This window comes from Waltera acetigignens (genome assembly GCF_025567015.1).
In the GTDB taxonomy this organism is placed as follows: Bacteria; Bacillota; Clostridia; order Lachnospirales; family Lachnospiraceae; genus Acetatifactor; species Acetatifactor acetigignens.
In genome coordinates, this window is record NZ_JAOQJO010000018.1 from 16724 (window position 1) to 29138 (window position 12415).

Here is a 12415-nt window from a genome sequence, read left to right on the forward strand (position 1 = left end):
TTTCTCTCCAGATGGTATTTACTTATCTCTCCAGATAATACGTCCCTTGCTCAGATCGTAGGGAGACAGTTCCAGTGTTACCTTATCTCCGGGAAGGATACGGATGAAGTTCTGACGAAGCTTACCACTGATGGTAGCCAGTACTCTGTGTCCGTTTTCCAGTTCTACACGGAACATGGTATTGGGAAGTTTCTCCACAACGGTTCCTTCGATTTCGATTACATCACTTTTAGACATAAATTTCCTCCATAGCTTTCTACTCTTTACTACTTTTACTGCTTTATATTACTTATTACACAGATACGCTTCCAGGGTCTTACAGATTCGTCTGTTGATCTCGTCTTTCTCCCCCGGAAGGTTCTGTTGCATGCTTTGTATCAACGCATCCTCTGCCGAAGAATGTATGATCTGGATATGTTTTTTCTTTTTCTTCTTCGGATGTTCCACACCGCGCAGCCTTCCGTCGCACAGATAGACCCATTCTTCCTCTTCACCGACGATCATGTACAGTCTGTCCTTATCGTGTCCGGCCTTTGAAGTTGCAAATTCTCCTAACATATCAAAATCTTACCTTTCTTCTCCGGGTCTGCCGTTACCCGTTCCTTAATACATGGTCAGGATCTCCGGCTCACCGTCTGTGATCAGGATGGTATTCTCATAATGTGCAGACAGGGATCCATCCTCGGTAACTACAGTCCAATCATCGTCCAGCCATGCCACATCCGGTCTTCCGATATTGATCATGGGCTCGATTGCCAGCGTCATACCGGCCTGAAGCTTCAGTCCACGTCTATGCTGTGCGAAGTTGGGGATCTGGGGATCCTCATGTAAGCTGGTACCAATGCCGTGACCTACCAGATCTCTTACGATTCCGTAGCCAAAAGGCCTGATATAGGCATCAATGGCATTGGAGATATCATACAGATGATTGCCTGCCTTTGCCATCTCTATTCCTGCAAAAAAGCTTCCTTTGGTCCTCTCCATCAGAAGTCTTGCTTCCTCACTTACCTGCCCTACCGGGAAAGTACGTGCCATATCGGAATGGTATCCTTTATAAATCAGTCCTGCATCCAGACTTACAATATCACCTTCGTGAAGAATATGATCCTTGTGAGGTATACCATGTACGACTTCATCATTCACGGATACACAGATAGATGCCGGATATCCGTTGTAATTTAAGAAGTTGGGAATGCAGCCATGGGCACGGATCAGTTTCTCTCCCAGGTTATTGATATCCAGAGTGGATACCCCGGGGTGTACTGCCTTCTCCATCTCGCTGAATACATCCGCCAGAATCTTACAAGATTCTCTCATCAACTCAATTTCACGCTGTGATTTGATAGTTACTGCCATTTTATTCACCTTTCTGTTCCGGACCTTACTGCTGCTGATCAGTGATCCGGACTTTTCCTAGCCAAGAATTGCTACGATATCTGCGAATACTTCCTTCATATCCTTGGTGCCGTCTACGGTCTTTAATACATTTTTCTTGGTATAGAATTCGATCAGAGGCTGGGTCTGATCATGATAAACTTTCAGACGGTTCAGTACGGTCTCAGGCTTATCATCGTCACGCAGTACCAGTTCCTGTCCGCACTTGTCACAGATGCCTTCCTTCTTGGGAGGAATATGCTCAATGTGATAGGTTGCGCCGCAGGACAGGCATGCACGTCTGCCGGACATTCTCTTCACGATATTCTCATCGGGAACATTTACATCGATTGCAAAATCAATGGCATCTCCCAGCTCAGTCAGTGCCTTGTCCAGTACTTCTGCCTGAGGAATGGTTCTGGGGAATCCATCCAGTACATAACCGTTCTTGCAATCATCCTGTGCTACTCTGTCTAAGAGGATCTTAACAGTCAGTTCATCGGGAACCAGCTGTCCCTGATCCATGTATTTCTTTGCTTCCATACCAAGTTCGGTTCCGTTCTTGATATTTGCACGGAAAATATCGCCTGTGGATACATGAGGGATTCCGTACTTTTCAGCGATCATCTTTGCCTGGGTACCTTTACCTGCGCCGGGTGCGCCTAACATGATAATTTTCATCTTTGCTCCTATCTGCCTGTTGCTACAGGCTCTGCTCTTTCTATAGATAAGCTACAAATACAGTCCAACATTTACATTTTAACTTTTATGCGGCTTTTTTGCAATACATTTTCCTATAATACAATAATGCAAAAATAACCGGATGATTACAAACCATCCGGTTACTGTTATGCTACTAATCTTCCAGGAATCCCTTGTAGTTGCGAACGAGCATCTGAGATTCTACCTGCTTCATGGTCTCCAGTACTACGCTTACGATAATGATCAGGCTGGTACCGCCGAAGGATACACTTGCGCCGAACACACCGTTAAAGAAATACGGGATCACAGATACAATGATCAGGCCAATCGCACCGATGAATACGATATAATTCAGAATCTTGTTCAGATAATCACTGGTAGGCTTACCAGGTCTGATACCGGGGATGAAACCACCCTGCTTCTTCATGTTATCGGCAATCATCAAAGGATTAAATGTAATGGATGTATAGAAGTATGCAAAAAATACAATCAATACAATGTACAGCAAAAGTCCCAGGGAATAAATCGGCTGACTGGGTTTGCACCAGTAACCGGAATTCAGACCTTTCAGGATCTCTGCCCATACGCCGGTTCCGTTATATCCGATAAAGGAACAGATAATAATGGGGAACTGCATAATGGACTGTGCAAAAATGATGGGAATAACGCCGGAAGTATTTACTTTCAACGGAATATTGGAAGTCTGTCCGCCGACCATCTTTCTGCCCTGCATTTTCTTGGCATACTGTACCGGAATCTTGCGCACACCATCATTTAAGATGATAACCAGTACCACCATGGCAATAATAATTGCGAAGATGATAACTACTGCAAGGATTGCGGTTGCCGGAGCTTTTCCGAATACGAACTGCTCAAACAGGTTGCTCAGGTCTTGAGGCAGTCGGGAAATGATGTTGATCACCAGTACGATGGAAATACCATTTCCGATACCTTTTTCTGTGATTCGTTCACCAACCCACATCAGGAAAGCACTACCAGCGGTAAGTGCTGTGATCGTGGTAATTACATTCAGAGCGTTGAACTCGATCAAGTAGCCCTGTCTGCCAAAACCGATTGCCATTGCTGTGGACTGGATCAGTGCAAGCGCTACGGTAACGTATCTGGTGATGGCAACCATTTTTTTACGGCCGTCTTCACCGTCACGCTGCATTTCTTCCAGCTTTGGAATAGCAATTGTAAGCAGCTGCATGATAATGGAAGATGTAATATAAGGGTTGATGTTCAATGCCAGAATAGACATGTTCAGGAAAGAACCGCCCGTAATGGCATCAAAGAAACTGAACGCACCGCCTGTCTGCTGGGCAAACCATTGAGAAAAGAACTTCGTGTCCACCCCGGGTACGGGAAGCTGTGATCCGATACGGATCACAACTAACATTCCCAGTGTAAAAAGAATCTTCTGTCTGATTTCTTTGATTTTAAATGCGTTTTTCAGTGTTGTAAGCATTACATCACCTCAGCAGTTCCACCAAGAGCCTCGATCTTTTCTTTTGCGGATGCGCTGAAAGCATCTACCTTTACATCAAGCTTTTTGGTAAGTTCTCCGTTTCCAAGGATCTTAACTCCATCTCTGGGGTTCTTAATGATTCCTGCTTCAACCAATGCGTTTACATCAACGGTAGCACCGTTGTCAAAGCACTCCAGAGCACTTACATTGATAGCAACGATTTCCTTAGTGTTTCTGTTAGTGAAACCTCTCTTAGGAATACGTCTGTATAAAGGCATCTGACCACCTTCGAAACCAGGTCTGGGAGCTCCGGAACGAGCCTTCTGTCCCTTATGACCCTTACCTGCGGTCTTGCCATTTCCTGAACCGTGTCCACGGCCTCTTCTAAAATTATCACTGTGTTTGGAACCTTCTGCAGGTCTTAAATTGGATAATTCCATTCCTAACACCTCCTTATCTGATTATGCTTCTTCTACCTTGATCAAATGATTCACCTGACGGATCTGTCCTCTTGTTGCATCATTATCAGGCAGTACTACGGACTTACCGATCTTGCGCAGTCCCATAGACTCCACGATTGCTTTATTCTTCGGCACAGCGCCGATGGTGGACTTTACCAGAGTGATCTTTAACTTCTTGTCTGCCATACTCTACTCCTTTCTGTTGGCCCTGTCAACTTAACGGGAAGATCCGGCTTACGCCAGAACTTCCTCAACAGACTTTCCACGATTCTTTGCTACTTCTTCGGGAGCCTTGATCTGGCTTAAACCGGAGATGGTTGCAAGAACAACGTTCTGCTTATTGTTGGAGCCAAGAGACTTGGTACGGATATTCTTGATACCTGCAAGCTCACAAACGACACGAGCGGGACCACCAGCGATGATACCGGTACCTTCGGGAGCCTTCTTCAGTAAAACGTTAGCAGAACCATACTTACCGATGAAATCATGGGTGATGGAATTGTTCTCATCCAGATTGATCTCGACAATATGCTTTACAGCGTCTTCCTTACCCTTACGGATAGCTTCGGGAATTTCTACAGCCTTTCCCAGACCAGCGCCTACATGACCGTTGCCGTCACCAACAACTACCAGCGCGGTGAATCTCATGTTACGACCACCCTTAACGGTCTTGGTTACACGCTTGATGGTAACAACTTTATCATTTAACTCTAACTGGCTTGCATCTATGATTGTGTGTTTCATGGTGTATTCCTCTTTCCTTTCCTAGAATTCCAGGCCAGCTTCTCTGGCTGCATCGGCTAAAGCTGCTACTTTACCCTGATAAATGAAACCGCCACGGTCGAAAACAACTTCTTTGATACCTTTTTCGATTGCTCTCTTTGCGATAACAGTTCCAAGATATGCTGCTGCATCAACGTTATTGGTCTTCTCCAGCTCTGCCTTGATCTCTTTCTCAAGAGTGGATGCAGATACTAAAGTGTTACCAACTGTATCGTCGATAATTTGAGCATACATATGATTATTGCTTCTGAACACTGCAAGACGAGGTCTTTCAGCAGTGCCGCTGAAGCGGTTACGAATTTTCATGTGCTTTTTTGCACGTACTAACTGTCTGGACTCTTTACTAACCATCTTCATACTCTCCTTATCTATTATTTCTTACCAGTCTTACCAACTTTACGTCTGATGGTCTCATCGGCATACTTGATACCCTTGCCCTTATAAGGCTCAGGTCTTCTCTTGTCGCGGATCTCAGCAGCGTACTGGCCAACTTTTTCTTTGTCGATACCCTTAACGATGATCACGTTCTGGCCTTCAACTACAGCTTCAATGCCTTCGGGATCGATCATCTCTACGGGATGAGAGTAACCAAGGTTCAGGGTCAGCTTCTTGCCGGACTTAGCAGCTCTGTAACCAACACCATTTACTTCCAGCTTCTTCTCGAAACCTTCGGTAACACCTACTACCATGTTGTGGATCAGAGTTCTTGTCAGGCCGTGAAGAGACTTCATCTTCTTCAGATCGTTGGGTCTGCTGACGAGAACTTCTGCACCTTCCACTTTAATTTCCATCTCAGAGGGTAATACTCTTACCAGAGTACCCTTGGGACCTTTCACAGTCACTTTGTTATTTTCTGCAACTTCTACAGTAACACCTGCAGGAATTGCGATTGGCATTCTACCTATTCTGGACATGCCCGTACCTCCTATAATTCTATAGAAAACAATAGTTACATTTTTCGCCACGGAGAATTTTACGCTTGCGGAAAATTCTCTTAGGAGCAAAACTTAGATTTTATTAGTCAGCGTATTTTGCTGACTTAGAAAATCTTTTTGCTCTTACCAAACGAATGCTAATACTTCGCCGCCAACCTGAAGCTCACGAGCCTTCTTGTCGGTGATAACACCCTGGTTGGTAGAGATAATAGCAATACCCAGACCGCCAAGAACCTTAGGCAGATCTTCCTTGCCAGCGTATACACGTAAGCCGGGCTTAGAGATTCTCTTGATGCCGGAGATGATCTTCTCGTTCTTGTCTGCGCCGTACTTCAGAGTGATGTGGATGGTCTTGAAACCACCGTCTTCAACGATGTCGTACTTCTTAATATATCCCTCGTCCAGCAGAATCTGTGCGATAGCCAGCTTCATCTTGGAAGAAGGTACGTCTACGGTGTCGTGTTTTGCAGTATTTGCATTACGGATTCTTGTAAGCATATCTGCGATAGGATCGCTCATTGTCATGATTTAGTTTCCTCCTTATTATTTGACTTGAATCATGCTAAGTACATACACCTTGTATATACCATCTATATTATAAGATAATTCTTATAACCAAAACTTTTGCAGAAATTCTTAGGCGGCGTCTTTCGACGCCTTAGAATTTCTTTTCATCCCGGAGAATTTTCCCACCGGGAAAATTCTCTTAGGAGCAAAATCTAGATTTTGTTAGCCAGCGTATTTTGCTGGCTTATAAAATCTTTTCACTCCGGAGAATTCCGCAAGGAATTCTCTTAGGGATAAAACTTAGTAATTCTTAGGCGGCGTACTTTGACGCCTTAGAATTACTTTTTATCCTTACCAAGATGCCTTCTTAACTCCGGGGATCTCGCCCTTGTATGCCAGTTCACGGAAGCAAACACGGCAAATTCCGTATTTTCTCAGTACAGAGTGGGGACGACCACAAATCTTGCAGCGGGTATAAGCCTGAGTAGAGAACTTAGGTTTGCGCTGCTGTTTAATCTTCATTGATGTCTTTGCCATCAGAATTTACCTCCTTGATTACTTTGCGAAAGGCATGTTGAACAGTCTCAGCAGCTCACGTGCCTCTTCGTCGGTCTTAGCAGTTGTTACGAAAATGATATCCATACCTCTGGTCTTGTCAATCTTATCGTACTCGATCTCAGGGAAGATGAACTGCTCTTTGATACCGAGTGCATAGTTACCTCTGCCGTCGAATGCGTTAGGGTTAACGCCTCTGAAGTCACGGACACGAGGAAGAGCGAGGTTAACCAGACGATCCAGGAACTCATACATCTTCTCACCACGCAGAGTGGTCTTACATCCGATGGGCATGCCCTCACGGATCTTGAAGTTTGCTACGGAATTCTTAGCCTTGGTCAGAACTGCCTTCTGTCCGGTGATAGCTTCCATATCAGCAACTGCATTCTCAAGGATCTTAGCGTTTTCTTTTGCTTCACCAACACCCATGTTGATAACGATCTTGTCGAGCTTGGGAACTTCCATTACATTAGCATAACCGAACTTCTTGGTCATAGCATCGACGATCTCATTGTTATATAAATCTTTCAGTCTGCTCACTTATATTTCCTCCTTCCTATTGATTAGTCAATCACTTCGCCTGTTGACTTTGCGAAACGTACTTTCTTGCCGTCTTCAACCTTGAAGCCAACTCTTGTGGTCTTGCCTTTTACAACAAGCATAACGTTTGAAATATCAATAGGAGCTTCTTTCTCAACAATACCGCCATTGGGGTTTGCCTGAGAAGGCTTTGCATGCTTTGTGATCTTGTTAACGCCCTCAACCAGGACTTTATGATTCTTTACGTCTACAGAGAGAACCTTGCCCTCTGTACCTAAGTCTTTACCAGCGATAACCTTAACGGTGTCGCCCTTCTTAATTTTCATTGTAGACATGTGGCAACCTCCTTATAATACTTCGGGAGCCAGGGAAACAATTTTCATGAACTGTTTCTCACGAAGCTCTCTTGCAACCGGCCCAAAGATACGGGTTCCTCTGGGAGTCTTGTCATCTTTGATGATAACTGCAGCGTTCTCATCAAACTTGATGTAAGAACCGTCTTTACGACGAGCGCCCTTTACGGAACGAACTACAACTGCCTTTACTACATCACCTTTTTTTACAACGCCACCTGGTGTTGCATCTTTAACGGAAGCAACAATCACGTCGCCGATCTGTGCATATCTTCTGGTAGAACCGCCCATAACACGAATGCAAAGTAACTCTTTTGCGCCGGTGTTATCAGCAACTTTCAGTCTACTTTCCTGCTGAACCATGTTATTCCTCCTTCACCGCTTCCGCGGTTTCTTACAAACTTAATATTCGCGTGCTAATTTATTTAGCTCTTTCTACGATCTCAACAAGTCTCCATCTCTTGTCCTTGGACAGGGGTCTTGTCTCCATAACTTTTACGATATCGCCAATGTTGCACTCGTTATTCTCGTCATGCGCCTTCAGCTTGTAGGTGTCCTTTACGATCTTTTTGTAAAGGGGATGCTTAACATGCTCTTCGATTGCAACTACAATAGTTTTATCCATCTTATTACTGATAACCTTACCAGTACGTGTTTTTCTCAAATTTCTTTCCACGGTTTGATCTCCTTTCTACGCACCCACGCGTTACGCTCTAGCCTTCTCGGTGATAACAGTCTGAATACGTGCAATGTTTCTTCTAACTTCTTTGATTCTTGCAGTATTATCTAACTGATTGGTTGCGTTCTGGAATCTCAAATTGAAAAGTTCTTTTTTAGCAGCTACCAGCTCCTGTGCCAGTTCTGCATCGGACTTTGTCTTCAATTCTTCTACAAATTTATTTGATTTCATTCTGTCACACCGCCTTCCACATCTGCCTTAGCAATGATCTTACACTTACAAGGGAGCTTGTGCATAGCAAGACGTAATGCTTCACGAGCGTCCTCTTCGGGAACACCAGCGATCTCGAACATTACACGTCCGGGCTTAACAACTGCTACCCAGCAATCTACAGCGCCTTTACCGGAACCCATACGAGTACCGAGAGGCTTTACAGTTACGGGCTTATCGGGGAAAATCTTAATCCATACTTTACCGGTACGCTTGGTATAACGGGTAAGCGCAATACGGGCTGCCTCAATCTGATTAGACTTGATCCAGCAGGGTTCTGTAGCAACCAGACCAAATTCGCCATACGCCAGGGTGTTACCTCTGGAAGCTTTTCCGGCCATGGATCCACGGAACTGTTTACGACGTTTTACTCTCTTCGGCATTAACATTATTTATCGCTCCCTTCCATCTGATTTCCTTTTGTAGGAAGTATCTCGCCTTTATAAATCCAAACTTTAACTCCAACTTTACCATAGGTGGTGTTTGCTTCAGCAAAACCATAATCGATATCTGCTCTCAGTGTCTGCAGAGGAATGGTTCCCTCGCTGTAGAACTCAGCACGAGCGATATCAGCACCGCCCAGACGACCAGAACAGCAGGTCTTGATACCCATAGCACCAGACTTCATGGTTCTGCCCATGCAGGACTTCATTGCACGTCTGAAGGATACACGGTTCTCCAGCTGCTGAGCGATGTTCTCAGCTACCAGCTGTGCATCTCTGTCAGGTCTCTTGATCTCTTTAATGTCAACCATAACCTTCTTATCGGTTAACTTGGCGAGCTCTTTCTTGGTTACTTCGATCTCAGCGCCGCCCTTACCGATTACAACACCGGGCTTAGCAGTATAGATGATAACCTTTACTCTGTCAGATGCTCTTTCGATCTCGATCTTGGAAACACCTGCACTGTATAATTTCTTCTTCAGGAACTTTCTGATGTTGTAGTCTTCTACCAGATAATCGGAAAACTCTGCATCAGCGTACCACTTGGAATCCCAATCTTTAATAACACCGACTCTCAGGCCGTGAGGATTAACTTTCTGTCCCATAAACTTTTAATAGCTCCTTTCCCTACTTCTTCTCATCAAGAACGATGGTAATGTGGCTCATTCTCTTTTCGATTCTATAAGCTCTACCCTGTGCTCTGGGCTTTACTCTCTTCATGGTAGGTCCTTTGTTTGCAAAGCACTCTGCAACATAAAGGTTCTCGGTATTCATACCGTTATTGTTCTCAGCGTTAGCGATTGCTGACTCAAGCAGCTTCTTGATCAGGCTGGAAGCATATCTGGGATTGTACTCCAGAATACCAAGTGCAGTCTGTACATCTTTGCCTCTGATGGCATCTAATACGAAACAAGCCTTCTGAACAGATACTCTTGCGTAAGACAGCTTAGCTGAAGGTCTTGTATCTTTCTGAGCGTTTCTTTCTCTCTTAATTTGGGATCTATGTCCTTTAGCCATAGATTTGGTCCTCCTTTCAAACTGAAACCGCGCAACGCACCCGTGTGTTTCCTAAGTGCTGCGCACAAAAATATCCTGTCTTCTTTCCTCTTTCGAGGGAAGACCCTCGGGAGAGCGCATAGCTCTCCCAGCCATCTATAAAAGATAGCATATTTTTAGCTCCAGGTCAATAATAAAATTATCTAACCTTGGATTTCTTCTCGTCCTTGCCGTGACCTCTGAAGGTTCTGGTTGCTACGAACTCACCGAGCTTGTGGCCAACCATATCCTCAGTAACGTATACGGGAACATGCTTTCTACCATCATGAACAGCAATCGTATGTCCTACGAAGGAAGGGAAAATTGTAGAACGACGGGACCAGGTCTTAATAACCTGCTTCTGTCCTGATGCATTTAAAGCGTCGACTTTCTTTAACAGGCTTGCGTCTGCAAAAGGTCCTTTTTTCAGTGATCTAGCCATGATCTTTCCTCCTTAACTATTTGATTGCTCTGCCGTCACGTCTTCTTACGATCAGCTTGTTGGAAGCCTTCTTAGATTTACGTGTCTTCAGACCAAGAGCAGGTTTACCCCAAGGTGTGCTGGGGCCGGGACGACCGATACCGGTCTTACCTTCACCACCACCATGAGGATGGTCGTTGGGGTTCATGACGGAACCACGTACGGTGGGACGGATGCCCATGTGACGCTTACGTCCGGCTTTACCGATCTTAACCAGGCTATGATCAACGTTACCTACAACACCAACAGTTGCACGGCAAACCAGGGGAACCATTCTCATCTCACCGGAGGGAAGACGAAGAGTAGCGTACTTACCTTCTTTTGCCATCAGCTGTGCGCTGTTACCGGCGGAACGAACCAGCTGGCCGCCCTTGCCGGGATATAACTCAATGTTGTGTACCTGAGTACCTACAGGGATCTCGGACAGAGGTAAGCAGTTACCTACTCTAACCTCGGCCTCTGCACCGTTCATAACCTTCATTCCGTCGGTCAGGCCTTCGGGAGCGAGGATATAGGACTTGGTACCGTCTTCGTAGCAGATCAGCGCAATGTTTGCTGTTCTGTTAGGATCGTACTCGATACCGATTACGGTAGCAGGGATGCCATCCTTGTATCTCTTGAAATCAATTACTCTGTATTTTCTTCTGGAACCGCCGCCGCGATGTCTCACAGTGATCTTACCCTGATTGTTACGGCCGGAGTTCTTCTTCAGGGAAACACACAGGCTCTTCTCGGGAGAGGTCTTAGTGATCTCAGAGAAGTCAGAACCAGTCATGTTTCTTCTGGAAGGTGTATAGGGGTTATATGTCTTAATTCCCATTACTGTATCTCCTTTACGATGATTTTTTGCGCGAGCACTTAAGTGCCGCATACTTGAATCTTAAGCAGTAGCTTTACTCTTACAGACCTGCGAAGATCTCGATCTCTTTGCTATCTGCAGTTAACTGAACAATTGCCTTCTTGGTCTTAGCGGTCTTGCCGGTAACCATTCCACGTCTCTTGTTCTTGCCATCCATATTGATGGTGTTAACACTCTTAACCTTGGTACCTTCGAACATCTTCTCAACAGCCTCTTTGATCTGAGACTTGTTAGCTTCGGTGTGAACAAGGAAGGTGTACTTCTTCTCGCCCATGCCGGCCATGCTCTTCTCGGTAATAACGGGTTTGAGGATTACATCATAGTATTTAATATCAGCCATTATGCGTATACCTCCTCAATCTTTGCAACAGCATCCTTGGTCAGGACAACTGTCTTAGCCTTCATTACGTCGTAAACGTTGATGGTATTTACCAGGGTGGTATCTACATCAGCTACGTTTCTAGCAGACATAACTACGTTAGTATCGTTATCAGCGATCACTACCAGTCCCTTTTCTACCTTTAAGTTATTCATAACATTGGTGAAGTTCTTGGTCTTGATCTCGTCGAATTTCAGCTCATCAACTACGATCAGGCTGCTTCCCTGAACCTTGCTGGTCAGTGCAGACTTCAGAGCTGCTCTCTTCTCTTTCTTGTTAAGCTTGAAAGAGTAATCTCTGGGAACGGGAGCGAATACTACGCCACCGCCTGCCCACTGGGGAGATCTGGTTGAACCCTGTCTTGCATGACCGGTTCCCTTCTGTCTCCAGGGCTTTCTTCCGCCACCGGATACCTCAGAACGGGTCTTTGCTTTCTGAGTTCCCTGACGATTATTTGCAAGCTGCTGTACAACTGCCATGTGTACCAGGTGCTCGTTCACTTCAACACCAAACACTGCATCGTTTAATTCGATTGTACCAACTTCTTTGCCTTCCATATTGTAAACAGATACGTTTGCCATCTGATTGGTC

General features: G+C 45.1%; 24 protein-coding genes. All 24 read right to left on the minus strand.

Annotation, left to right across the window (positions count from 1 at the left end; genetic code table 11):
• Window positions 1-18: 18 nt before the first annotated feature.
• The 24 genes from infA to rplD all read right to left on the minus strand — a co-directional run bounded on the left by infA (window position 19) and on the right by rplD (window position 12405).
• The gene (gene infA / locus OCV96_RS15425) at window positions 19-237 is read right to left on the minus strand and encodes a translation initiation factor IF-1 (protein ID WP_022154292.1); all 219 of its coding nucleotides are present in this window, start codon (window positions 235-237) and stop codon (window positions 19-21) included.
• 48 nt (window positions 238-285) lie between these two features.
• A complete protein-coding gene (locus tag OCV96_RS15430) occupies window positions 286-558 on the minus strand; it encodes a KOW domain-containing RNA-binding protein (protein WP_022312014.1) in 273 nt (90 codons plus the stop codon).
• A gap of 45 nt (window positions 559-603) precedes the next feature.
• Window positions 604-1356, minus strand: a complete 753-nt coding sequence (gene map, locus OCV96_RS15435; RefSeq protein WP_022312015.1) for a type I methionyl aminopeptidase — start codon at window positions 1354-1356, stop codon at window positions 604-606.
• 57 nt (window positions 1357-1413) lie between these two features.
• Entirely contained in the window at window positions 1414-2055 is a 642-nt protein-coding gene (locus OCV96_RS15440; protein WP_022312016.1) for an adenylate kinase, read from the minus strand.
• A 175-nt stretch (window positions 2056-2230) separates the two neighbouring features.
• Complete coding sequence (secY, locus tag OCV96_RS15445; protein ID WP_117465475.1) at window positions 2231-3544, minus strand: preprotein translocase subunit SecY; 1314 nt, start codon at window positions 3542-3544, stop codon at window positions 2231-2233.
• Window positions 3544-3984, minus strand: a complete 441-nt coding sequence (gene rplO / locus OCV96_RS15450) for a 50S ribosomal protein L15 (protein ID WP_022154298.1) — start codon at window positions 3982-3984, stop codon at window positions 3544-3546. The genes secY and rplO overlap by 1 nt, the downstream gene beginning before the upstream one ends.
• Before the next feature lie 21 nt (window positions 3985-4005).
• Complete coding sequence (rpmD, locus tag OCV96_RS15455) at window positions 4006-4191, minus strand: 50S ribosomal protein L30 (protein ID WP_022154299.1); 186 nt, start codon at window positions 4189-4191, stop codon at window positions 4006-4008.
• A gap of 48 nt (window positions 4192-4239) precedes the next feature.
• On the minus strand, window positions 4240-4749 hold the full coding sequence (gene rpsE, locus OCV96_RS15460; protein ID WP_117465474.1) for a 30S ribosomal protein S5: 510 nt from the start codon (window positions 4747-4749) through the stop codon (window positions 4240-4242).
• A gap of 21 nt (window positions 4750-4770) precedes the next feature.
• Window positions 4771-5139 (minus strand): 50S ribosomal protein L18, encoded by a 369-nt coding sequence (gene rplR / locus OCV96_RS15465; protein ID WP_022154301.1) that lies wholly within the window; start codon window positions 5137-5139, stop codon window positions 4771-4773.
• Window positions 5140-5159: 20 nt separating this feature from the next.
• Window positions 5160-5702 (minus strand): 50S ribosomal protein L6, encoded by a 543-nt coding sequence (rplF, locus tag OCV96_RS15470; RefSeq protein ID WP_118503467.1) that lies wholly within the window; start codon window positions 5700-5702, stop codon window positions 5160-5162.
• 144 nt (window positions 5703-5846) lie between these two features.
• Window positions 5847-6248, minus strand: a complete 402-nt coding sequence (gene rpsH / locus OCV96_RS15475) for a 30S ribosomal protein S8 (RefSeq protein WP_022154303.1) — start codon at window positions 6246-6248, stop codon at window positions 5847-5849.
• A gap of 333 nt (window positions 6249-6581) precedes the next feature.
• Complete coding sequence (locus tag OCV96_RS15480) at window positions 6582-6767, minus strand: type Z 30S ribosomal protein S14 (protein WP_022154304.1); 186 nt, start codon at window positions 6765-6767, stop codon at window positions 6582-6584.
• An 18-nt stretch (window positions 6768-6785) separates the two neighbouring features.
• A complete protein-coding gene (gene rplE / locus OCV96_RS15485) occupies window positions 6786-7325 on the minus strand; it encodes a 50S ribosomal protein L5 (protein WP_022313402.1) in 540 nt (179 codons plus the stop codon).
• Window positions 7326-7348: 23 nt separating this feature from the next.
• Window positions 7349-7660, minus strand: coding sequence for a 50S ribosomal protein L24 (gene rplX / locus OCV96_RS15490; protein ID WP_022154306.1), 312 nt, complete (start codon window positions 7658-7660; stop codon window positions 7349-7351).
• Window positions 7661-7672: 12 nt separating this feature from the next.
• A complete protein-coding gene (rplN, locus tag OCV96_RS15495; RefSeq protein ID WP_022154307.1) occupies window positions 7673-8041 on the minus strand; it encodes a 50S ribosomal protein L14 in 369 nt (122 codons plus the stop codon).
• A gap of 58 nt (window positions 8042-8099) precedes the next feature.
• Window positions 8100-8354, minus strand: coding sequence for a 30S ribosomal protein S17 (gene rpsQ / locus OCV96_RS15500; protein WP_022313401.1), 255 nt, complete (start codon window positions 8352-8354; stop codon window positions 8100-8102).
• A gap of 30 nt (window positions 8355-8384) precedes the next feature.
• A complete protein-coding gene (gene rpmC, locus OCV96_RS15505; protein WP_022154309.1) occupies window positions 8385-8588 on the minus strand; it encodes a 50S ribosomal protein L29 in 204 nt (67 codons plus the stop codon).
• Window positions 8585-9016 carry a 50S ribosomal protein L16 gene (rplP, locus tag OCV96_RS15510; RefSeq protein ID WP_022154310.1) on the minus strand — a complete coding sequence of 144 codons (432 nt, stop codon included), beginning with the start codon at window positions 9014-9016 and terminating at the stop codon, window positions 8585-8587. Before rplP ends, rpmC begins: the two co-directional genes overlap by 4 nt.
• Entirely contained in the window at window positions 9016-9675 is a 660-nt protein-coding gene (gene rpsC / locus OCV96_RS15515; protein WP_118537781.1) for a 30S ribosomal protein S3, read from the minus strand. The genes rplP and rpsC overlap by 1 nt, the downstream gene beginning before the upstream one ends.
• Before the next feature lie 22 nt (window positions 9676-9697).
• Entirely contained in the window at window positions 9698-10087 is a 390-nt protein-coding gene (gene rplV / locus OCV96_RS15520) for a 50S ribosomal protein L22 (protein WP_117465472.1), read from the minus strand.
• Between the two features lie 178 nt (window positions 10088-10265).
• A complete protein-coding gene (gene rpsS / locus OCV96_RS15525) occupies window positions 10266-10547 on the minus strand; it encodes a 30S ribosomal protein S19 (protein ID WP_117465471.1) in 282 nt (93 codons plus the stop codon).
• 16 nt (window positions 10548-10563) lie between these two features.
• On the minus strand, window positions 10564-11406 hold the full coding sequence (rplB, locus tag OCV96_RS15530) for a 50S ribosomal protein L2 (RefSeq protein ID WP_022154314.1): 843 nt from the start codon (window positions 11404-11406) through the stop codon (window positions 10564-10566).
• Window positions 11407-11485: 79 nt separating this feature from the next.
• Entirely contained in the window at window positions 11486-11785 is a 300-nt protein-coding gene (gene rplW, locus OCV96_RS15535) for a 50S ribosomal protein L23 (protein ID WP_022154315.1), read from the minus strand.
• On the minus strand, window positions 11785-12405 hold the full coding sequence (rplD, locus tag OCV96_RS15540; protein WP_117465469.1) for a 50S ribosomal protein L4: 621 nt from the start codon (window positions 12403-12405) through the stop codon (window positions 11785-11787). The genes rplW and rplD overlap by 1 nt, the downstream gene beginning before the upstream one ends.
• Window positions 12406-12415 lie beyond the last annotated feature (10 nt).